The 22,474-nt window shown below is 44.8% G+C and carries 18 protein-coding genes, 1 pseudogene and 1 riboswitch; of the genes and pseudogenes, 14 read left to right on the forward strand and 5 right to left on the reverse strand.

The features are described 5' to 3' along the window. Positions 1-31: 31 nt before the first annotated feature. Both VQ048_RS07105 and VQ048_RS07110 read left to right on the forward strand, forming a co-directional pair. Entirely contained in the window at positions 32-1,912 is a 1,881-nt protein-coding gene (locus VQ048_RS07105) for an ABC-F family ATP-binding cassette domain-containing protein (protein WP_327610999.1), read from the forward strand. Positions 1,913-1,924: 12 nt separating this feature from the next. Continuing rightward, the gene (locus VQ048_RS07110) at positions 1,925-3,310 is read left to right on the forward strand and encodes an APC family permease (protein ID WP_327611000.1); all 1,386 of its coding nucleotides are present in this window, start codon (positions 1,925-1,927) and stop codon (positions 3,308-3,310) included. A gap of 67 nt (positions 3,311-3,377) precedes the next feature. Here the strand turns inward: VQ048_RS07110 and VQ048_RS07115 are convergent, their stop codons facing one another. Continuing rightward, positions 3,378-4,550, reverse strand: a complete 1,173-nt coding sequence (locus tag VQ048_RS07115) for a proline dehydrogenase family protein (protein ID WP_327611002.1) — start codon at positions 4,548-4,550, stop codon at positions 3,378-3,380. Between the two features lie 94 nt (positions 4,551-4,644). Between VQ048_RS07115 and aroB the strand changes: the two genes are divergently transcribed. After that, complete coding sequence (aroB, locus tag VQ048_RS07120) at positions 4,645-5,682, forward strand: 3-dehydroquinate synthase (RefSeq protein ID WP_327611003.1); 1,038 nt, start codon at positions 4,645-4,647, stop codon at positions 5,680-5,682. A 127-nt stretch (positions 5,683-5,809) separates the two neighbouring features. On the opposite strand, the gene VQ048_RS07125 is transcribed toward aroB, so the two are convergent. Further along, positions 5,810-5,950 carry a hypothetical protein gene (locus tag VQ048_RS07125; protein ID WP_327611004.1) on the reverse strand — a complete coding sequence of 47 codons (141 nt, stop codon included), beginning with the start codon at positions 5,948-5,950 and terminating at the stop codon, positions 5,810-5,812. 246 nt (positions 5,951-6,196) lie between these two features. Between VQ048_RS07125 and purC the strand changes: the two genes are divergently transcribed. The 4 genes and pseudogenes from purC to VQ048_RS07145 form a co-directional block, all read left to right on the forward strand. Then, positions 6,197-6,919: a phosphoribosylaminoimidazolesuccinocarboxamide synthase gene (gene purC, locus VQ048_RS07130; protein WP_327611005.1), complete on the forward strand. Its 723-nt coding sequence runs from the start codon at positions 6,197-6,199 to the stop codon at positions 6,917-6,919. A 29-nt stretch (positions 6,920-6,948) separates the two neighbouring features. Continuing rightward, the gene (gene purF / locus VQ048_RS07135; protein ID WP_327611006.1) at positions 6,949-8,442 is read left to right on the forward strand and encodes an amidophosphoribosyltransferase; all 1,494 of its coding nucleotides are present in this window, start codon (positions 6,949-6,951) and stop codon (positions 8,440-8,442) included. Between the two features lie 311 nt (positions 8,443-8,753). Continuing rightward, entirely contained in the window at positions 8,754-9,143 is a 390-nt protein-coding gene (locus VQ048_RS07140; RefSeq protein WP_327611007.1) for an outer membrane beta-barrel protein, read from the forward strand. Positions 9,144-9,823: 680 nt separating this feature from the next. Then, a pseudogene (locus VQ048_RS07145) lies at positions 9,824-10,069 on the forward strand (DUF4293 family protein); the annotation flags it as partial. Positions 10,070-10,465: 396 nt separating this feature from the next. On the opposite strand, the gene VQ048_RS07150 reads toward VQ048_RS07145, so the two are convergent. Both VQ048_RS07150 and VQ048_RS07155 read right to left on the reverse strand, forming a co-directional pair. Then, the gene (locus tag VQ048_RS07150; RefSeq protein WP_327611008.1) at positions 10,466-11,473 is read right to left on the reverse strand and encodes a hypothetical protein; all 1,008 of its coding nucleotides are present in this window, start codon (positions 11,471-11,473) and stop codon (positions 10,466-10,468) included. 4 nt (positions 11,474-11,477) lie between these two features. Beyond that, entirely contained in the window at positions 11,478-14,831 is a 3,354-nt protein-coding gene (locus tag VQ048_RS07155) for a tail fiber domain-containing protein (protein ID WP_327611009.1), read from the reverse strand. 273 nt (positions 14,832-15,104) lie between these two features. After that, positions 15,105-15,194: riboswitch (TPP riboswitch) on the forward strand. A gap of 77 nt (positions 15,195-15,271) precedes the next feature. Here VQ048_RS07155 and VQ048_RS07160 point away from each other — a divergent pair. Genes VQ048_RS07160 through VQ048_RS07175 form a run of 4 tightly spaced genes read left to right on the forward strand, consistent with a single transcriptional unit; the run spans position 15,272 to position 17,941 of the window. Continuing rightward, complete coding sequence (locus tag VQ048_RS07160; protein ID WP_327611010.1) at positions 15,272-15,997, forward strand: class I SAM-dependent methyltransferase; 726 nt, start codon at positions 15,272-15,274, stop codon at positions 15,995-15,997. Beyond that, positions 15,997-17,043: an AIR synthase-related protein gene (locus tag VQ048_RS07165; RefSeq protein ID WP_327611011.1), complete on the forward strand. Its 1,047-nt coding sequence runs from the start codon at positions 15,997-15,999 to the stop codon at positions 17,041-17,043. The genes VQ048_RS07160 and VQ048_RS07165 overlap by 1 nt, the downstream gene beginning before the upstream one ends. Beyond that, positions 17,030-17,629: a thiamine phosphate synthase gene (locus tag VQ048_RS07170; RefSeq protein WP_327611012.1), complete on the forward strand. Its 600-nt coding sequence runs from the start codon at positions 17,030-17,032 to the stop codon at positions 17,627-17,629. The genes VQ048_RS07165 and VQ048_RS07170 overlap by 14 nt, the downstream gene beginning before the upstream one ends. Before the next feature lie 15 nt (positions 17,630-17,644). Further along, positions 17,645-17,941, forward strand: coding sequence for a Trm112 family protein (locus VQ048_RS07175; protein ID WP_327611013.1), 297 nt, complete (start codon positions 17,645-17,647; stop codon positions 17,939-17,941). On the opposite strand, the gene VQ048_RS07180 is transcribed toward VQ048_RS07175, so the two are convergent. Then, the gene (locus VQ048_RS07180; RefSeq protein ID WP_327611014.1) at positions 17,938-18,597 is read right to left on the reverse strand and encodes a metal-dependent transcriptional regulator; all 660 of its coding nucleotides are present in this window, start codon (positions 18,595-18,597) and stop codon (positions 17,938-17,940) included. The genes VQ048_RS07175 and VQ048_RS07180 overlap by 4 nt on opposite strands. A gap of 97 nt (positions 18,598-18,694) precedes the next feature. On the opposite strand from VQ048_RS07180, the gene rsmG reads away from it, so the two are divergent. From rsmG to VQ048_RS07195, 3 genes are read left to right on the forward strand one after another with little or no spacing between them, the layout of a single operon-like run. Beyond that, positions 18,695-19,330 carry a 16S rRNA (guanine(527)-N(7))-methyltransferase RsmG gene (rsmG, locus tag VQ048_RS07185; RefSeq protein ID WP_327611015.1) on the forward strand — a complete coding sequence of 212 codons (636 nt, stop codon included), beginning with the start codon at positions 18,695-18,697 and terminating at the stop codon, positions 19,328-19,330. Between the two features lie 5 nt (positions 19,331-19,335). Continuing rightward, positions 19,336-19,731 carry a hypothetical protein gene (locus VQ048_RS07190; RefSeq protein ID WP_327611016.1) on the forward strand — a complete coding sequence of 132 codons (396 nt, stop codon included), beginning with the start codon at positions 19,336-19,338 and terminating at the stop codon, positions 19,729-19,731. A 22-nt stretch (positions 19,732-19,753) separates the two neighbouring features. Continuing rightward, positions 19,754-22,471, forward strand: a complete 2,718-nt coding sequence (locus VQ048_RS07195; RefSeq protein ID WP_327611017.1) for a PD-(D/E)XK nuclease family protein — start codon at positions 19,754-19,756, stop codon at positions 22,469-22,471. Positions 22,472-22,474: the final 3 nt, after the last annotated feature.

Below are 22,474 nucleotides of genomic sequence, written 5' to 3' on the forward strand. Positions count from 1 at the left end.
GAAATCCTACTTGCAGACAAATTCCTAAGCAATGAATTACGTATCAGCCGAAAATTTAAGCAAATCCTACGGCATCAAACCCTTATTCGATTCCATTTCTTTTCACATCAACGAAGGAGACAAAATCGCCATCGTCGCCAAAAACGGCACGGGAAAATCCACCCTGCTGAAAATCATTTTGGGAAAAGAAATTGCCGACAGCGGCACGGTAACCCTCAACAAAGACATTCAAGTAGTTCTCTTCGATCAGGAAATTCAATTCGACCCCGAACTTTCCGTGGAAGACTTCATGATGACCCTGGACTCCCCTCCCATCAAAGCCCTGAAACAATACCACGCCTCGCTGCTCTCGCAAGACCCCGAAGCCATGGAAAAAGCCATTGCCGAAATGGAAAACCAAAAAGCCTGGGATTTGGAAAATGAAATGAAACAATTTCTATCCCAACTGAAAATCAACAACCTCCATGCCCGGATGGGCACCCTCTCCGGTGGCCAAATTAAGCGCGTCGCTTTAGCCAAACTACTCACCGAAACCCGAGCCCAACACACCCACACCCTATTAATCATGGACGAACCCACCAACCACCTGGACGTGGAAATGGTGGAATGGTTGGAAAACTACCTCAGTAAAGCTAAAATCACCCTGCTTTTAGTCACACACGACCGCTACTTCTTAGATGCCGTATGCGACAGCATTTGGGAAATGGAAGACCAAAAACTCTACATCCACCAAGGCAGCTACGCCACTTACTTGGAAAACAAAATGATTCGTGAAGAGAATCTCAACGCCACCATCGACAAAGCCAACAACCTCTACCGAAAAGAGTTGGAGTGGATGCGTCGCCAACCCAAAGCCCGAACCACCAAATCCAAATCCCGCATCAGCGCATTTTACGAAACGGAAAAAGTAGCCAAAACCAATACCAAAAAACAATCCCTCGATTTAGAATTCGAAATGAAACGGTTGGGCAAAAAAATCCTGGAACTGAAAAACATCAACAAACGGTACGGCGACCTCGTCCTGCTGCATGATTTTTCCTATTCGTTCCAACGAGGCGAAAAAGTGGGCATCATCGGAAAAAACGGTGCCGGAAAATCCACCCTGCTCAACATCATCCAAGGGCTCGAACCCAAAGATTCAGGCGAAATCGAAACCGGAGAAACCATCACTTTCGGCTATTTTTCCCAAAAAGGGCTCTCCTTCAACGAAGAAGAGCGCGTGATCGACTCCATTCGGGAAATCTCCGAAAATTTCCCCATGGCCAATGGCAAAACCCTCTCGGCTTCCCAGTTTTTGAGGCTATTTCTCTTTGACGACCAAACCCAATACGCCCCGATTTCCAAACTCTCGGGTGGCGAAAAAAGAAGACTGCATCTAATGCACGTCCTCTATAAAAACCCTAATTTCCTCATCTTCGACGAACCGACCAACGATTTGGACCTGCCTACATTGACGGTTTTGGAAAATTTCCTCCAAAACTTCCAAGGGTGTCTAATTATCGTCTCCCACGACCGCTACTTTATGGATCGGATTGTTGATCACGTGCTGGCCTTTGAAGGAGAAGGAAAAATAAAAGACTTCACCGGAAATTTTTCCGAATACCGCGAACAAAAAAAATCGGAAGAACGCCCTGCCAAACCCGAAACACCGGCAACACCCCCACCAAAAGAAGAAGCCGCTGGCACCCCAAACAAACCACGCAAGCTCAGCTTCAAAGAGCAAAGGGAACTGGAGCAAATCGAAAAACAAATGCCCGAACTGGAAGCCCAACGCCACACCGTCATGGAGCAACTAAACAACGAAACCGATTACGAAAAAATAACCGCCCTATCCCAAACCATAGAACAACTAACCCAACAACTGGAAGAAGCCGAAATGCGCTGGTTGGAACTTCAGGAACGGATCGGATAAAACCCTAATACAATGGAGAAAACAAACACCCTAAATGCCAAATACGGCCTTTTCACCGCTATATCCATGGTCGTTGGCCAAGTCATCGGCTCCGGAATCTTTTTTAAAGTGGATGATGTTTTGACCGCAACCCAAGGCAACATCTTTGCCGGATTACTCGGTTGGATTCTCGTGGGGCTCAGCGTCATTTTGGCTGCTTTTTCCATGGCTTACTATGCGGCATTGCTGCCCAATGATGGCGGCATTCTCAATTACGTTAAATTCCGATTTGGCCCGAAAAGCGCCGCCATGGTCGGATGGATCTACATGAGCCTCTTTTACCCTTTGCTTACTGCCGTACTTTTTACGGTATCGGGCATCTACCTTTGCCAGCTGATAGCCGAATTCATCAACTTCCAACCCACTTTTGCCCACTACTCCGCCATTGGATTCCTGAATCTTCTTTTTTTCGCGGTCTTCAATATTTTCCAACCGAAAAGCAGCGGTTTGTTCCAACAAATCACCACCGTTCTGAAACTCATCCCCTTGATTTTGATTTCAGCCATGGGGTTGATTTGGCTCCTCCAAGACCAACCCTCCGAAGCCGCCACCTACACACGACACTGGGCTTCCGCCTCGGAAAAAGGCAACCTTTGGCTTTTGGTCGCCGCCAGCTTCATCCCCATTTCCTTCGCTTTCGACGGATGGTACGTCGCCACCCAACTCTCGGGAGAAATAAAAAACGCCAAAAAAAATCTGCCGAAAGCCATGGTCATCGGAACCTTCGTCGTAGCACTGGTTTACCTTCTCTATTATACGGGTATCGTATACGGAATGAAAACCGACGAACTGCTAAAACTAAAAGACGGCTACATCGCCGAATTTTCGCGAAACCTGCTGGGAAAAACCGGCGCCATTCTCATCCAATTGTTCATCATCATCTCGGTACTGGGAACCTCCAACGGGCTGCTTTTGGCCAGCACGCGCGTGCCTTACCAATTCCACAATTTGGAAGCCAGCAAAAAATTTCTCAACCTCGGAAAACTCTCTGAACGCAACGTCCCCGTCAATAGCGCTCTGCTTGCCATCGCCGGCATTACCTTTTACCTTATCGTCTTTTACCTGACCAATACCCTAACCGTGTTTACCTCGGTCAATTTCGACCTCTCTGCCGTCCCAATCGCTTTCATGTACATGGTAAACGGCGCCTTGTTTTTAGGTCTATTCCGACTTATCCGAAAGCAAACCTTCCAAGGCCGTAAAGCCCCGAAATACCTTATGGTCACAGGAGCCCTGCTCGGCGTCGTTTTGGTATTGACCGGCACCGCAACCGCCCCGAACGGTTGGATTTACATCGCCATTTCCGCCGCTTTCGTGCTCTTAGGACTGTTGGTTATACGAAAACCTAACACCCCTTAAAAAAAACCATAAAAAAACGTCGGACAACATTAACTCATGCGGTCCGACGTTTTTATTATCTCATCTATTAACGTTCCGTTTTTCTCCTTCGGAGTTCTTTTTCGATCAAACCGAGTTCCCGACCCGTCTGCCCCGCTACCAAAGTATTCTCCTGAGCCCTCCGCGTAAGATAAGGCACCACGTCCTTAACCGGACCGTAAGGCAGATACTTAACAGCATTATACTTCTTATCGCCCAAATAATAGGTGATATTGTCACTCATGCCATAAAGTTGCCCGAAATGAATTTTCGCATAATCGTTGGGAAGGTTCATTTCCCTCATTTTATCCATGACCAGCTCGGTGGATTTTTCGTTGTGCGTCCCGAAAAAAGCCGAAATACGGTCGATATTTGCCATGACAAATTCGATGGCCGCATTATAATTATCATCGGTGGCCGCCTTGGTCGGTTGAATCGGATCGGGATAATTCATCGCCTGAGCCCGAGCTCTTTCCTTTTCCATATACGCCCCGCGAACAAACTTATACCCCAAAAAGTAATTTTTAGAACGCGCCCGCTCCAAATCTTCCGCCAAATACTCCAAACGTCCCGTACGGTACATCTGAATCGTGTTCCAAACAATAGGCTTTTTTTTGTTAAATTCCGCCATCATTGCATTGGTAAGGTCATCCACCGCCGCCTGAATCCAAGTCTCTTCCGCATCCACCATGATGACCACATCACGCTCGTAAGCCATTCGGCAAACCTCCTCGTAACGCTTCACAACACGTTCCCATTCTTCTTTCTCACTGGAGGTCAAAACCTTACCCGCCTGAACTTCGGCATACAAATCAAAACGCCCAAAGCCCGTCGGTTTAAACACCACAAACGGAATCGCAGGGTTGCCTTCTGCAAATTTGATGTTCTGCTTAATCTCTTCGCAAGTATGATCAAACGCCGCTTCTTCTTCTTTCCCCTCAATGGCATAGTCAAAAATACTCCCGATATGGTGTTTGAACATTCGATCGACCACCTCCATGCTTTTCTCACGGGTCTCACCGCCCACAAATTGCTGGAAAAGCGTCTTGCGAACCACCCCTTCCACCAAAGGAAAGTTATTATGAATCGTGAAATTAAGCGCCTTAATCCCCCATTGGGTCACGTGCGGATGCTCAATGGTCTTGAACATCCAGTAGGCCTTACGGAGCTGCTCCGTCGTCTTGTCCTGAAAAGCAATTTTGGTATCGTTAAATATCGACATGGTTGATTAGATAAAAATTTAAAGTCCACAAATTTAGTAATCCTTCCATTAGTATAAAACGAATTTTAAATTTTAATTTTGCGAAAAAATAAAAATGATCCTAAAATTAGACCATGACTTCACGGCTTTAAACCATTATATTGAAGAACTCTCCCCCAGTTTACTGCTCTTCCTCGTTGACGAAAACACGCACCAATGCTGCCTTCCTCTTCTCTTGGGCAATTTGGAAACTTCCATTCCGTTCGAAATTATCGAAATCACTCCAGGGGAAGACCTAAAAACCATTGAAACCGCAGCCCAACTGTGGAGTATTTTCGCCGATTTTTCCGCAGACCGAAAGGCTTTGGTCATCAATTTGGGAGGTGGAGTCCTCACCGATTTAGGCGGATTCGTCGCTTCCACCTACAAAAGAGGGCTGAAATTCGTCCATATCCCCACAACGCTTCTTGCCATGTGCGATGCCTCCATCGGTGGAAAAACCGGGGTGGACCACCAAGGACTTAAAAATATCGTAGGAACGTTCTGCACCCCCGAACACACTTTCATCTACCCCGATTTTCTAAAGACCCTCCCTTTTCGGGAGCTCCGCAGCGGCTTTGCCGAAATGCTGAAGCACGGTTTAATCGCCGATGCCGACCATTGGAAAAAACTCACCGCCGAAAAACACCTCGCGCCCGAACATCTCGCACCCTTGATAGAAACTTCCATGAATCTGAAACAAACCATCGTCGATCAGGATTTCAAAGAGGAAAACCTCCGCAAAACCTTAAACTTCGGTCATACCATCGGTCATGCTGTGGAAAGCCTTTTCTTGGAAAAGAACCAACCCGTTCCTCACGGCGAATGCGTTGCTTTAGGCATGATTATCGAAAGTTTCATCGCCTGCATCGAAAACCAAATGAGCCCAAGCACAAGAGACCACATCGTCGAAACCCTTTGCCACTATTACCCTAAACTCGATCTTTCCGATTTCAGCAACGAAACCCTCTATCACCTGATGCTCAACGACAAAAAAAACCATTCCGGAAAGCTGCTTTTTTCTCTCGTTACCGAAATAGGAAGCTGCAACTACGATTATGCGGTTGATAAAACCGTGATTTTTGAAGCCCTAGACCAATACCGAAAATTGTAATCCGTTAAGAGAAAAAACACGCCCAAAAATCAAACCTGTTTTATCCTGGCGGGAATACCCGCCACCCTAAACACACGCTCCAAAACGGCAGCCAAGCACCGCTTTAAGATTTTTTTTGTTTGTCGGTTTATTTGTTTATTTTTGTGCAATGATAGCGGGCGTCTTTGGAGTAAGTACTCCTATTGGTCATTCGGATGCATCCGTCGGACGTTCTCCGATGCAACACCCGACCGCCGGCAAACCAAGCTCTGAAAACAAAAAGCGGCAAATTTTAACCTTGAAAAGGTTTGGTCTTGCCAATGCCGTTCTTGCGCCGTTTGCACCCAACTCAGCGGCCTCGCCCAAAAAGTTATCCACCGCCTCCCGTGCGGTCTGTTATTCGGCTGCAAAGCCGTCTTTTTTTTTCCAAGAGAGAACACTGTTTCTCCCGCTAAATCCGACTAATCGCAACCTCTTATCTAATAAAAAGAATCAAACCGAAAGGTTCGGTTCCCTAAAAATGAAATTTTAAATTATGAGCGAAAAAGGAGCCATGCTTTACGAAGGTAAAGCCAAACAAATCTTCCTTACGGAACATCCGGAAGAAGTGATCGTAAAATTCAAGGACGATGCCACAGCATTCAACGCCCAAAAAAAAGGATCTTTTGAAAGAAAAGGCGAGTTGAACAATGCCATCACCACCCTGATTTTCGAATACCTGAAAAGCAAAGGAATCGAAACCCATTTCATCAAACAACTCAACGACCGCGAGCAACTGGTGCGAAAAGTGGACATCATCCCTTTGGAAATGGTCGTTCGCAATTACGCCGCCGGCAGCATGGCCCAGCGGTTAGGCGTGGAAGAAGGCACCCCCTCGCCCCTTCCCATCTTTGACCTCTGCTATAAAAAAGACGAATTGGGCGACCCGCTCATCAACGACTACCACGCCATTTTTTTGGGTGCGGCCACTCGCGAAGAACTGGACGAAATGTACCAGCTGACCGCCAAAATCAACACGCTTCTAAAAGAACTTTTTGACCAAATGAACATCATTCTGGTGGATTTCAAAATCGAACTGGGCAAAACTTCAGACGGAAAAATCATCCTCGCCGACGAAATTTCGCCGGACACCTGCCGCCTTTGGGACAAAGACACAAAGAAAAAACTGGACAAAGACCGCTTCCGAAGAGATTTAGGCGAAATCACCGAAGCCTATGTGGAAATCTACGAACGATTGAAAAAAGTACTTAGCGCCTAACTATTTTTTCTTTTTGACCCAAAACTGAAATGGAAAACTTAACTCACTGGAAAAAAGCCTATCTCGAACAATTTAAAACCCGAAACTACGGCCGCAACCTCTTGCGTACGCCGCAAGAAGAACGCTTGGATGCCCCAAATGAAGAATGCGGCATCTTCGGCCTCTATTCCCAAGAAGATCTCGATACGTTTTCGCTTTCCCAATTCGGTCTTTTTGCCCTGCAGCACCGCGGGCAGGAAGCCTGCGGCATCTCCGTAATGAAAGGCGGAAAAATCAATAACGTTAAAGACGAAGGTCTGGTATTGGATGTTTACAAAAACATTGCCGAACCCGAAAACTTCATGGGCAACGGCGTTATCGGACACACCCGCTACACCACGGCTGGCGACAAGAAAAAATACAACTTCCAGCCTTTTTTCGCCAAAAACGAATACGACCAAATCATCCTCTCCATCGCTCATAACGGAAACCTGACCAACGCCATGGAACTGAGAAAAGAAATGGAAGCCGAAGGCGTGGTCTTCAAAGCCACTTCGGATTCGGAGGTAATTTTGCGTCTGATTCAGAAAAACTTGGATTTAGGCCTCCGCGGAGCCATCAAGGAAACCATGGAACGCATTAAAGGCGCTTATTCCGTAGTGGGCATTACGCGCAACAAGTTTTTTGCTTTTCGCGATTTCCACGGCATCCGCCCTCTGGTTTTGGGAGCCATGGACGAAAAAACCTTTGTCGTCGCCTCGGAAACCGCCGCACTGGATGCCGTAGGAGCCCAATACGTCCGCGACCTTCTTCCGGGCGAAATCGTCTACACCAGCGAAAACGAAGAAGGCCTAAAATCCTTTTTGGTCAAAGAAAATTGCGAGCGTCAGATTTGCGCCTTCGAATACATCTACTTCGCCCGCCCCGACTCGGAAATGGAAGGCATCAACGTGCATGAAATCCGAGAAAAATCGGGAGAAAAAATATGGGAACAAGCCCCCGTGGAAGCCGACATCGTGATTGGCGTTCCCGATTCCGGCGTTCCGGCAGCCATCGGTTTTTCCAAAGTATCGGGCATTCCGTTCCGCCCCGTACTAATCAAAAACCGGTACATCGGGCGCAGCTTCATCGTCCCCACGCAGGAAATGCGGGAAAGAATCGTCAATCTAAAACTCAACCCCATCATTTCCGAAATCAAAGGCAAACGCGTGGTCATCATCGACGATTCCATCGTGCGCGGAACCACCTCCAAACGCCTGGTGAAAATCTTAAAAGACGCCGGTGTGAAGGAAATCCATTTCCGAAGCGTTTCTCCGCCCATTATTGCCCCGTGCTATTTGGGAATTGACACGCCATCCAAAGACGACCTAATCTCCGCTAATATGTCTTCCGAAGCGTTGAGAAACTATCTCGGCGTTGATTCTTTGGAGTTCCTAAGCATCGAAAATTTAGCCGAAATACTGGGCTCCACCCGACACTGTTTCGGATGTTTTACCGAAAAATACCCCGTCGAAAAAGGCGAAAACGTCGGGCTGTTCAGCTAAAAAAACTAAGCAAAGAAAGAGAATGAAAAAAAGTTTATCGGAAATCCGATAAACTTTTTTAGTTTAAATAAATCAGAAAATAATTCTAAAAACAAAAATAATTAACAAATATAAAACTGACAATAATAAAATAAATAGTTTTTTCTAACTAAAAAAGCATATCTTTGCAGTATTAAAACCATAAATCCATAAAACCACATGAAAAAAGTATTTTTATTGGGTGCCGTGGCACTTTTGGTCTAATCCCCGCCCAACTGCGTTTCGGGGCGAAAGCCGGCTATGCCCTATCCCGCATTAGCGAAACCAACGCCGTGAGCAACCTAACCATTGGTAATGCCAGCAGTGCCAGCTTTTCGGGCTCGTCCTATTATGTTGGAGCACTGGCCGAATACCCGATTTCCAACCATTGGAGCGTGCAGGGCGAGTTGCTCTATTCGCCCGTTAGAGGAAGTGAGGAGGTACGCTACCAATCGCCTTTGGTTCACCGCTTGAAAAAAACCACCTTCCAATTAAATCACCTGATGATCCCTTTGGCGGCCAAATACCAAGTTTTAAACCACCTTTCTTTAGCTGGAGGCTTTAATTTGGGGGTCATTTTATCTGCCAAAGCCGACGTATATACCGAAAATGATGCCGCTAAAGACACAAAGAGCCTTAACCTCAGTAAGAACTTCAATACTTTCAATTTTCCCCCTTTATAAGTGCCGAATACCATCTGACTAAAGGTCTTTTTGTGGACGGCAGATACAACGTTGGTCTCACCCGTCTCTACAAAAACAGCAATGCCCCAAAGCTGAACAGCCGCTTTTGGCAAATCGGCTTAGGGTATAAGTTTTAATTCGCAAGGAAGACAGGCTTAGAAAACCTGTAGACAGACTTCGATAAACAATCGTAATAAAGCCCCAAAAGGTAATCTATAATTATGGTATACCCAATATATCTATACTGTCAGAGATGTTCTGCTCGTACGAGCAGAACACCTCTGCTAGATAAGGCAGGAGCTCTCTGCTCGGTAAGGCAGAGCGTGGGGGATAATAGCACCCCACTGACCTTATTTGTGGAAGTGTTTGTTTTTCATTTTATTTGATGGGGACCACCTTATACCAAACTGAAGCCAGTTCACTCGTACGAGTGAAGAGGCTTTGCCTTAGGTAATGAAGCACCTTCCCCTTATAAAGGGGGAATAGCCTCCACTATAACTTTTCTAGATGTTCTCTATTTTACAAACATCACATCTGAATAAACAACACCATATACCTCTACTCAAACCCTTGATAAAGACTTTGACAAATGTTTTATCATAAGTTCTATCTTTTTAGGGTTATATTCTTGCAATAGCAAATAGAGGGCGGGGTTGCGAGTTATTAGCGATACTCTGCCCCTTAGTATTTTTAGTTTTAAAAATAGAAAAAGACAAATGATGCTGAACCGCATCAGCATTTTTATAAACGCTTTGTTGATAGGTGTATTGATTTACTGGTTACTAAACTTACCTGGAGGAATAGATTTTCCTGAGAGAGGTATTGAGCCACTGTTTGCGTTTATCTCTATTGTATGTTTGCTAATCGCAAATGTGTATATAGCGAAAGACGAAAGGCTTGTAAAATCTGTAGACAGACTTCGATAGACTTCACAACGATTTTTATTTTGAGTGAAAAAAGCTCCCAATTAATTGGGAACTTTTTTTATGGAGGATAAAACCTAATATTTACTATTAACTCTTTTTTCCATCCTTACTGACAACATACCCTTGCCTTACCTAGCAACGCACAGGCGTAGCCTAAGGCAACGGGGAGTTGCAGGGTAGGGCAATACCTAGACGTGCATCATAAGAGGATAGGAGAAGTAAATCTCTCCCATCACAAAAAAACCTTCCAGATTTTGGAAAACTGAAAGGTTTGTAGTAATTTATCATCTACCTCTGTAGTTTACTCTAAGTATGAACCAGCGGCTCATATCAGTGGAAGAGGTGGACTCGAATCACAGCAAAGAGTATATTAAAAGAAAAATCTTCATCTTTTTTTTAATTATTTTTTATACATCTTATTGCACCTCTTTCGTCAATTCTTCTTTTTTGAAGAAAAATAACGAATGGGTTATAAGGTATCCACTTCATGAAAGGTTCGTCTGTATATGTCCAATATCCCTCAATATAACCATTTTCTATAGCAATTTCACTATTTGTAATCACCGAAACAAAACCTAAAACAGACGTATTAAATTCGCCCGGATGTAGTTCTCTTAAAATAGTTACAAGATTTGACACCTCTGCTTTTGTCGGCGTTCTAAATCCGGTTGGACATATTTCGTAGTAGAGCGAAGTATCATAATCTGAAGGTATAGAAGGATAAAGTAGTTCATATGATTCTTTACTCGTCCACCTCACTAACTCGTGTCCATCAGAGTCTCTTCCATACATGAATAGTGAACCTCTAGCATTCGGATCTTCCCAATCTCCCCTCACTGCTTGTCGAGAAGGATTAAAAACAGGAGAGCCAACTCTACTATATTCTGCACCTAAATTATTATTTAACCATATTCTACCATCTTCTGCTTTCATTTCACAATAAATAAAATCATGCATGCCATCACCATATTTGAGATCAGGAACCATAGATAAACATTTTTCAGATGGAACAAAATTGTCTTCATTATCAATTTGATGCCATTTACCATTTTCAACAGCCTGATAGAAATGTTTATTATTTGTGGAATATATTATTTTACCCACAGAGTGAGTTTCATTCGGAATGTTAATAGGTATATATCCTGTATTTTTTAATTGATATATATATCCTAACTCTTTAACATATATATCATTTTTAAATAGAAATGTATGTCCATCTTGCACCCCATAAGTAAGGTTAGCTATAAAATCTTCACTTAACTTCTTCCAACCCGTTTCTACACAACCATAGAGTTTACCGTCAGTTCCTAATCTGATAGTTCCTGATTTACAGGAACCACTAGGTTGGCCATAGGCTACTACACCTATGGCTATTAGTAGCATATTTAAAAACTTCCTCATCATATTATTATTTCTTTAAATATTTTTTGATGGCTTCAAGGTCGGCTTTCATTTGCTCTACTTCAGATTTTAGTAATTTCACTTCTGTGTCTTTTTCCTGAAGGGCTTTTACCAATACAGGTACTACAGCAACATAGTTTACAGATTTAAATCCTTCCGCATCTGTAACAACAAGATTAGGCATTACTTTCTCTACCTCTTGTGCTATGAAACCATACTGCAATGCATCGTTACCTCCTTTTTTCTTACCAAGTTCATTCCAGTGATAAGTAACAGTACGCAATCCATTAATAGAAGCCGTAGCATTATTCATATTGATAATATCTTTTTTTAATCGGACATCAGAGTTATATAACACTGCATTCGCCTCTATTGTACCGTTAACATCCAACAAAACATTGGTAGTAGTAGATCCATTTAAAATTAATTGACCTGTACCTGTAGTAAAGGTTAGGTTATTATTATTAAATGTAACCGTTCTAGCTCCAGAAAGTGTACCATTAGTTGTATATATATTAGTATTACTACTATCATCAGGAGCTGGTGCCCATGCCGTTCCGTTCCATTTTAATACCTGACCATTAGCTGGTGCTGTGTTAGCTACATTACGCCCTTGGATACGAGCTACCGTAGTAGCATTATTATTCGCTGCTGCCGTAACATCTCCCGTTAAAGCCGCCCTTTGGAATGAGGTTCCACTTAATGTAATAGAGGTAGAGCCCGAGTAGGTGGTATTCGTATTATTATCCGCCGCAGGAGCCCATGCCGTTCCGTTCCATTTTAATACCTGACCATTAGCTGGTGCTGTGTTAGCTACATTACGACCTTGGATACGAGCGACCGTAGTCACGTTATTATTCGCCGCTGCTGTAACATCTCCCGTTAGAGCCGCTCTTTGGAATGAAGTTCCACTTAATGTAATAGAGGTAGAGCCTGAATAGGTGGTATTTGTATTATTATCCGCCGCAGGAGCCCATGCCGTTCCGTTCCACTTCAATACCTGACCATTCGCAGCATTCATTTGGTTCAGCTTATCAGCGGTCACAGCTCCTGCTGCCAAATCTACCGTAGATACAGAACCATCAGCAATCTTGGCCGAATTAACTGCATTATTAGCAATTTTAGCATTCGTAACTGCGTTATTGGCTATCGTCAATGCCGTTGTTCCCGTTACGTCTCCCGTATGCGCCGAATGACTAAATGTTGTTCCACTAAGCGTTAAACCCGCTCCTGCAGAATACGTCGTATTAATATCACTCAATGCTCTCTTTCTTAGATTACCATTAGCATCTGCGGTTACTATTTGGTCTGATGTAGCACCTGCTGATAAATCTGTAATTTTAACATTACCTACAACTTCTAATTTAGCCTCAGGGGTGGTACCAGTTGCCACATCACTCCCTCCTATCCTAAAATTGCCCGTAGCTGCATTCATTATAAAGCCATAATCTACACCATTGGTCGTCCTATCTTTCTTATAAATGTAAAATCCAAAATTATCTCCTAATCCGCCCAAATTAACCACATGACCACTAGAAGTCGTTTGTCTCAAAAAAGGATGATAACCAGTAGTCTGCACAATACTACTCGTAATTCCACCATTACCAGTCTTACCTGTAATCCATGTTCCCCCTGGTGTTTGCACCCTTATATTACCAGCTACATCTAGCTTTGCTGCTGGAGTACCAGTTCCTATACCTACATTTCCTGTAGTTCTATCTACAGTTAAACGGTCTGCACCTGCCCATATCCTAAAATTCCCATTTTCTCTTACACTAAGCTCAATCCTCTTAGCAGCATCTCCCCCAGGCATAATTCGTAGTCCCCCTCCAGATGTATGAGTAGAATTAATAGTTAGAGGATAAAAAGAATTGGCTTCAAATGTAGCTAAACCTCCTTTAAAAGTCAACGCTCTTCCTCCCATTGTAACGGTTCTGTTCGCCGACAAAGTACCATCATTAGAATAAATATTAGTATTTGAATTATCATCCACCGAAGGTGTCCACGCGGTTCCATTCCACTTTAACACCTGACCACTTGTAGGTGCTGTGCTAGCCACATTACGACCTTGGATACGAGCTACTGTTGTCGTATTATCATTCACTGCCGCCGTAACGTCTCCTGTTAAAGCTGCTCTTTGGAATGAGGTTCCACTTAATGTAATAGAGGTAGAGCCTGAATAGGTGGTATTCGTATTATTATCCGCCGCAGGAGCCCATGCCGTTCCGTTCCATTTTAACACCTGACCATTCGCAGCATTCATTTGGTTCAGCTTATCGGCTGTAATTGTAGCATTAGCAATATCCGCCGCTACAATCGTACCATCGGCTATCTTTGCTGAATTAACAGCATTATTAGCAATTTTAGCATTCGTAACCGCATTATTGGCTATCGTCAATGCCGTTGTGCCCGTTACGTCGCCCGTATGTGCGGCATGGCTGAACGTTGTTCCACTAAGCGTTAAACCCGTTCCTGCAGAATACGTCGTATTCGAGTTATTATCCGCTGCCGGGGCCCATGCCGTTCCATTCCATTTTAATACCTGACCACTCGTTGCATTCATTTGGTTTAGTTTATCGGCTGTTACAGCACCTGCTGCTAAATCCACCGTAGATACAGAGCCATCTGCTATCTTAGCAGAGTTTACAGCATTGTTCGCTATTGTTAATGATGTTGTACCTGTTACATCTCCTGTATGAGCAGCATGACTAAATGTAGTTCCATTTAATGACAAACCTGTTCCTGCGGTATAAGTGGTATTAGTATTATTATCTGTTCCTGGTGCCCATGCCGTTCCGTTCCATTTCAATACCTGACCGTTCGCTGCATTCATTTGGTTCAGTTTATCGGCGGTAATCGTAGCATTGGCAATATCTGCCGCTACAATTGTACCATCGGCAATCTTTGCAGAAGTCACCGCGTTGTTGGCTATCGTAGTAGCATTGCTGTTAACTGCTGCCGTAACGTCTCCCGTTAAAGCTTCCCGATGAATAGAATTCCCCGTAATCCGGACCGAAGAAGATCCAGTCAACGCACTGCCAGACGTTTTCTGCCATGCCACACCATCAAAATAGTAATACCCCGGAGAAGTCACGTTAACCGTTTGGCCTGACGGCGCCGTGTCTGCTAATGTCACATAAACCAATGCCCCCGACTGCGCCGAAGTATACGCTTTAGCCCGCAACTGTGCCCCCGTCAGTCGAGGCGCAATAATCCCGTCAAAAGAAGTGGTACTGGTTGGGCTCCCAACCACATCCAACGTCGCCTTAGGTGTAGCCGTATTAACGCCCACCTGTCCATAAGCGGACAATCCCATTCCTAAGAAGAACAGGACTCCCCATTTTGTAGTATTTTGTTTCATAAGTTAAAGGTTAATTATATCTTTATTTCATCATTTAGACTTAGCCTTATACTAAAAGTGTGTATCTCGAAACAAAGGTATAAATATCTATTCAATCCAACAAGTTATTCGCTGATTTACAGACTTATCTCATCTTTTTTTCCTTGAACTACCTAATGCAAAATACCGCTGCACGTCCTATGCATCGCATTTTAACTGTTTTTTCTTCCTTAGTTTATTTTGAAAAAAAAGTAAAAGACACACTTCCTATATCCCAACAAATTGCTATATTTGCATCCGACATCGGGGTGCCGAAAGGCTGAGATTACACCCGCATAACTTGAGACGGATCATGCCGGCGTAAGGAATGTTTTACCCACTGTTCCACCCTTTCAGGTGGTTTTTATTTTTCACCCGCAACCGTCTCCATTTTTGTTTTATTTATCATAAAAAGTACAACCATGGAGCAAAACCTGATCCCCCACGATTCCCACCCTCTCGTCCGACAAGGCCTGAGAAATTGGCAAGGCCGAAAAGAGTGGTTTTTTAACCGAGAATACACCGACACCTATGAACTTTATTACGAAGGCCCCTACAAAAGAGCCGAAATCGAACAAAAAAAAGTCATGGGACAACTCTTAAAAGCCGACAAACGAATACAAACCCTCTTGGAATTCGGCTGTGGAACCGCCCGTTTTACACGGTGGTGGGCCAATATCGGTTTGGAAGCAAGCGGAGGCGACATCTCTCCATTCATGCTTTCCCAAGCGCTTCATCTCTTCCAGGGCGACCTGGTGATGGCGGATTCCCACCATATGCCCTTTAAAGACCAAACCTTCGACGCCGTGGTATTCATGAACACCTTCGAGTACTACAAAGACCCCAAGCAAGTTCTAAGAGAAGCCGCCAGAGTAGCACGCCACGGCATCGCCATGGGCATGATGAACAAACTAACTCCAAAGCTCGTCCGCCGAAGGGTTCAACAAGCCTTCGGCAAAAACGAATTTTACCGAACCGCCACATTCTATACCATTTACAGCCTGAAAGCCCTCATCAAAGAAGCCTTTCCGGATCGGTTTTACGAAGTTTCATGGAACTGTACCGGGCTTCCGTCTTGGTTCCCAATCAAGGAATGGAAAATGCCCTATGGTGATTTTTTCGGCGTATATATCCAATTTAAAGACTAATGAGCAGCAAACTTTCCGAAAAACGATTCAACGATTTGTTTTCCTCCTCTTTCGGCGCCCCTAACGACAACGTTATTGCCGCTCCGAAGTACGGCGTGGATGTTGCCCTAATCCGCCTCGGCAATGCCATGGCCATGGCTTCCGCCAGCGACCCTCTAAGCTACCTCCCGGGATTGGGCGCGGAAAAATCGGCCTGGCTCTCCGTACACCTCGCCGCCAACGACATCGCCACCACTTCGGGCATGCCCCAATTCCTGCAAATGGTACTAACCCTTCCCCAGCACCTTTCGGACGAAGAAGTGAAAACTTACTGGCAGGCAATGCATCACTTTTGCGCCGAGGCAGGAATCGCCATCACCGGCGGACACACCGCCTTTCCGAAAAGGCACGAATCCACATTGGCCGGAGGCGCCACGCTTTTTGCCATTGGCCCCGAAAGTCATTTCTTAACGTCCGAAAAAGCAAAGGCCGGTCAGGTATTAATCCTAACCAAAAAAGCCGCCATTGCCTCGGTTGCCATTTTGGGATTGCAGTTCCCCAGCCAAATGGAAGCCTTGCTCGGCAGTGCCCAAACCGCTTATTTTGAAAGTTTGTTTTTCAAAACTTCAGTACTGAAGGAAGGCCGAATGGCCCGACGCCTAAATGCAAACAAAACAAAAATTCATGCCATGCACGACGTTACCGAAGGAGGTGTCGTGGGAGCCGCCTACGAATTCTGCTCGGCCTCTAACCTCGGTTTACGTCTAAACCTTGACAAGGTCCCCGTAGACGCCACTCAGAAAAAAGTTTGTGCCCATTTCGGCTTATCGCCCTACCGCATTATCGGTGCCGGAAGTATGCTAATGGCCGTTCAAAAAGAAAATCTCGAAGAGGTTTTGGACACCCTTAACCACAACCACATCGAAGCTACCGCCATCGGCCGCTTTCTTCCCAAAGAAGAAGGAAAAACCGTAATCGAAAACGGAAAAGAAGCCCCGTTAACCCCTGTTTTGGAAGACCCTTACTGGAACGCCTTTGAAAAAGCCCTCTGCCATGAAACCCTCTAAAACCCTCTATCTCATCGCCGATGCATCCGACGAATTCGGCCGGCTTTATGCCAAAATAAAAGAAGCCGTCGATGGAGGAATCGGCTGGCTCCAACTCTTCAACAGCGAAAAAGCCGAAGAAGAAAACCTAAAAACATTGCAAACCCTTTGCAAGACTCATAAAGTCCGGTTTATTCTTCACCAAAATACCGCCTTAGCCCAACGGCTAAACGCCGACGGAGTTCATTTGGACGAACTTCCCGAAAATTTCGAAAAACCATCTCTCCTCCTCGTGGGAGTAACCGTGGGAAACGATTTAGAAAAAATCAAAAAAGCGGCAAACAAAGGCATCGATTACCTTTCGTTCTGTTCGGTTTTTCCGTCCCGATCGGCAAACGTTTGTGAACTGGTCCGTCCCGAAAACATCGTTCAAGCCCGATCTTTCTTTAAAGGAACTCTCTTTTTGGCAGGCGGCATTACCACCCAAACCATACCACAATTAAAAAATTTAGACTTTCAGGGAGTCGCCTTGATTTCCGAAATCATGGAAGCGGAAAACATCACCGAAAAACTGAAAGCCCTCCGAAACGAATTAACCCTTCTTTAAACTAAAAACAAAAGCATGAAAAACACTATTTTAGAAAAACTCTGTTGCCCGTTCGACAAACAAGACCTGCAACTTACCCCCTTTACCACCCAAGACGATGACGTAAAAGAAGGACTACTGATCTGCAATTCCTGCCGAAGATACTACCCTATCATTTCGGGAATCCCCATCATGTCGCCCGACGAATACCGCGCCACGGAATTCGAACAACCCTTTTTGGAAAAATGGCAACACCAGATTCCCTTCCCCATAGAAGACTTTAAAACCTTGGACGCCCCTGCCGTTAAATTCCTCGATCCCCTTTCGGACTAACCGTTCTTCTCGACCAAAAGTTTTTCGCAGACTTTTTCGCTAAAAGTCTCCCGCCTTCCGTTATATTCGATGGTCATGCTTTGGTCAAACGGCTCCACTTCCAAAATTTTGACCGTCGTATGCAAGGCAAGTTTTTTATGATTGAGAAATTTCAAAAGTTCTGCAGACGATTCGGTCAAGGCACAAAAAACCACCGTGCTTCCCGCTTTGCATTCGGTTAATTTCGGGTAGTTCAAACGAATAATATTCCCTTGTTTATCCGGAATAGGCGAACCGTGAGGATCGGTTTTGGGGTAATCCAAAAGTTCATCAATTTTCTCAAAAAACAATTCGGATTGGATGTGTTCAATCTGCTCGGCAATTTCATGCACCTGCTCCCAACCAAACCCCATTTTTTCCACCAAAAACATCTCCGTCAAACGGTGTTTCCGGACAACCAAAGCCGCCTTTCGGCGACCTTCCTCAGTGATCACCAAAGGTTTATAACTCTCGTACACCACCCATTTCTTCTCGGCAAACTTCTTCATCATGCTGTTGACGCTCGGCATTTTGATGTTTAAAAATTTGCTGAGTTCGTTCACACTCACCGTATCGTATTTTTCGCTCAGGTGATAAATTGCTTTCAGGTAATTTTCCTCCGTCAGTGTCGTTGTCATAAGCCAAAGATAGAAAAATGTTAGAAAAACAAAAGGTTTAATCTAACATTTATCCTCAAAAAAACACTAAATTTGTCCTGCCGATCATAGCAAAACCATGACAGTAGATTTAATTACAACTTATTTTCCGGAAATCACGCCGAAACAGAAAGAACAATTCGAGGCTCTGGAAGCCCTTTACCAAGAATGGAATGCGAAAATCAACGTCATTTCCAGAAAAGACACCGAATCCCTTTACGAAAAACACGTCTTACACTCCTTGGGCATCGCCAAGGTCATGCCTTTTGCCCCCAGAACAAAAGTATTGGACATCGGAACGGGAGGTGGTTTCCCGGGAATTCCCTTGGCCATTTTGTTTCCCGAAGTGCATTTCACCCTAATGGATTCCATCGGAAAAAAAATCACCGTGGTCGAAGCCGTAGCCCAAGCATTGGGCCTCACTAACGTAACAGCCATTCACGGAAGAGCCGAAAAAGTGAAAGACAAATTTCATTTCGTGGTCAGCCGTGCCGTAACCCAAATGCCCGAGTTTCTCAGATGGCTGAAAGGAAAATTTGAAAAAGAACAGTTCAATCCGAAACCCAACGGCGTCCTGTACCTTAAAGGTGGAGACCTCTCCGAAGAACTGGCCGGGCTACGCTGCGAAATTTTCGCACTGAAAAACCATTTTGCCGAACCCTTCTTTGAAACCAAAAAAGTCGTTTACCTCTCCAAAGGTCATTTTAACTCGTGATTCGTATGAAAACATTATTCCTCCTCACTTTGGCAGGCTTGCTACCTCTCTTAATCGCCTGCGGCAGAGACGAGTACAACCCTAATTTAACGGGAATCGCTCCCATAGCCATCGACAGCGTAGCCATCGCCCAAGACACGATGGAGGTTTTCGCCAGCCAAAGCCTCAGGACTTATTCCAGCTACCTAAACGGTTGTGAAGGATTTTACGGCTACGATTATACCCTGGACGGATTCACCCGCTACGTCAAGGCCTATAAATTCTCCACTTCGGCCAATTGCGGCACTCCTACCGAAAGAATTTCCCAAATCAATTTCGTTCCGCAAGAAACAGGAACCTACACCTTCCTTTTCAGCAAAGGAAACGACCAATGGATAGAGAAAAAAATCGTCGTAAAATAAACGCCTTTCCACAAATAAAATCATGAAGCGAGCGCCCCAGCATTCTTTTTTGGAGAACCTTGTCAGCGAATTGCTTTCGCAACGGGAAGACCTCTCGGATTTCCGCATCGTACTGCCCGGAAAACGCCCCGTGATTTTCATCAAAAAAATACTTTCCGAAAGAGGATACACTGGTTTTTTGCCCGACTTCTACACCATCGAGGAACTGATCCAATCCATCTCGGGACGGCAACTCATCCAAGGCGTCGCTTTATGGCTTTTCGCTTATGAGGTCTACCGAAAGCAACACGCCGAAGACCTTTCGGAGTTTCTTAAGTGGTTCCCGACCCTTTTGAAAGACTGGGACGACATTCTGAAATTTGCCGAAAAAGAAGAAGAAGTCTTGGACTATATGTTCGCCGAAGAGCGCATAAAAAACTGGGGAGAAGACTTAGGCGAACCGAGCGAAACCCGCCGAAGAAACCTAAATTTCTGGCGGAAAATGAGAACGTTTCTCCCCGAACTAAAAAAACAACTCTCAGAAAAAGGTTTGGCCACAATGGGCATGCTGCACGAGCAAGTCCGAAACGTTCTCTCGGATTTTGTTGAAAAGACCGAAGGGCATTACGTATTTTGCGGATTCAATGCTTTTACGCCCGTCGAAGAAAAAATGGTAAAAACCCTAATGCAATGGGACAAAGCCCAATGCTTCTTTCAGGCCGACGACTACTATTTATCCGACGAAAGGCAAGAAGCCGGGAAATTCCTAAGAAGCTACCGCCAATGGAAAGAGTTTAATGAACACCGCCCTTTCCGATGGATCAGCAACCGCTTTGCCTCCGACAAAACCATTAAAGTATTCGAAGTCTCCGGAAACATCACCCAAACCAAAGTACTCCCCTTGATTTTCGAGGAGTTAAAAACAGAAGACTTAAGCGATACCGCCGTGGTCCTTTTGGATGAAAATCTGCTGCCAGCCAGTTTGGATGCCCTACGCACCGCCGAGCATCTGAACATCACCATGGGATTTCCATTAAAAAACATGGCTTTCAGCAACGCCGTAAAACACCTCTTTTACATCCAAAAACAACTGGAGAAAAAATCGGGATCGTACTACTACCGCGATATTCTGAACGTATTGGAACTTTTGCCAAACAACGAGCAAGAAGCCGCCATCATACGCCATTTCACCGAAGAAATCACCGAAAAAAACATCGTTTACCTCTCCCCCGAAAAATTACAAACCTATTTGGGCGAGTTATCCTATTTCGATTTGTTTAAAAAAGCAGCTTCGGCCGAAGCCTTTTTGGAAACCTTCATCCGCTACTGCACAGTGTTGAAATTCCATCCCTTGGACGATATGCAATACGAAAACGTTTTGCATTTCGAAACCTCTTTCCGCATCATAAAACACCAGATAGCCTCCTATGATTTTTCCGTTAAAATCGAAACTTTAGAAGTTTTAGTCCAGCAGTTAATCGGTACCGAAACCATCGATTTCCAGGGCGAACCGCTGAAAGGCCTTCAAATCATGGGATTATTGGAAACCCGCCTTCTCAACTTCAGAAACATTATCATGCTTTCCGTCAACGAAGGAAAGCTACCGCTGGGAAATTCGCAAAACACTTACCTTCCTTTCGATGTCCGAAAGAACCACCAACTGCACACGTTTTTGGAAAACGATAGTATTTATGCCTATCACTTTTACCGCTTGCTGCAAGAAGCCGAAAACATTTACTTGTTGTACAATGCTCTCGGATCGGGCGTCAATACAGGTGAAAAAAGCCGTTTCATTACCCAAATCGAAATGGAAAGCCCCCACGCCGTTAAAACAATCGTCATCGACCATTCCTCCGAACCGGCCGAAGAGCAACTCATGACGATAGCCAAAACCCCGGCAGTGATGGAACGTTTGGAACAATGGAAAGAAAAAGTATCGGCCTCCCACCTAACCGCCTACCTGTACGACCCGATTCAGTTCTACATGAACCACCTCTTGAAAGCCCGTCAAAACGACGAAATCGAAGAGGAACTCTCACAACGGAACTATGGCAACCTGGTGCATCTGGCCCTGCAGATTTTGTACGAAGGTCTGAAAGGAAGAGTTTTAAACGAAAATGATCTGAGCAACGCACTCCAAAAAGTGGACGAAGCCATCGCCGAAGCCATCGTCCGCCTGAACCACCAACCGGAATTTTATGAACGAGGGATGAATTACATCCATCGATCCATTGCCCACCGTGTGGTTTCCGACATTCTGAAATACGACCTCCGGCTCGTTCAAAAAGGGCATCGGTTAGAGATTCTCGACCTCGAAAAAGAAATGGATTACACCCCGTTCATCATCGACGAAGCCACGGGAGAAACCGTTAAATTCTACGGATTTATCGACCGAGTGGACCGATTAGACGGAACCCTGAGGGTTATTGACTACAAAACAGCAAAGCCCAAAGAACTCCATCTAAAATTCGTTTCCCGAGGCGAAGACAAAACCCTCACCCTTCTAACAGAAGAAAAATACAAACAAGCCATCCAGCTGTGCATCTACCTTTACTACTTAAGGCAAGCCCAGCCTTACCAAGGCCACGAAGCCCAAGCCGGAATTTGGAGTTTTGCCGAGGTGGGGCAAGGCGTGGAACCCTTGGTTTTTTCCGACGGAAACTTAGATTCGGCAATGGTTTCAATCGCCTATCTCATCCGAGAAATCCTAAATCCTAAACAGCCATTTCAAGAAAGTCCCAAAACGCCCGTATCCCCTTGATAA

Origin of the sequence: Bergeyella anatis, assembly GCF_036016955.1 — a bacterium.
Classification (GTDB): Bacteria; Bacteroidota; Bacteroidia; order Flavobacteriales; family Weeksellaceae; genus JAYWXI01.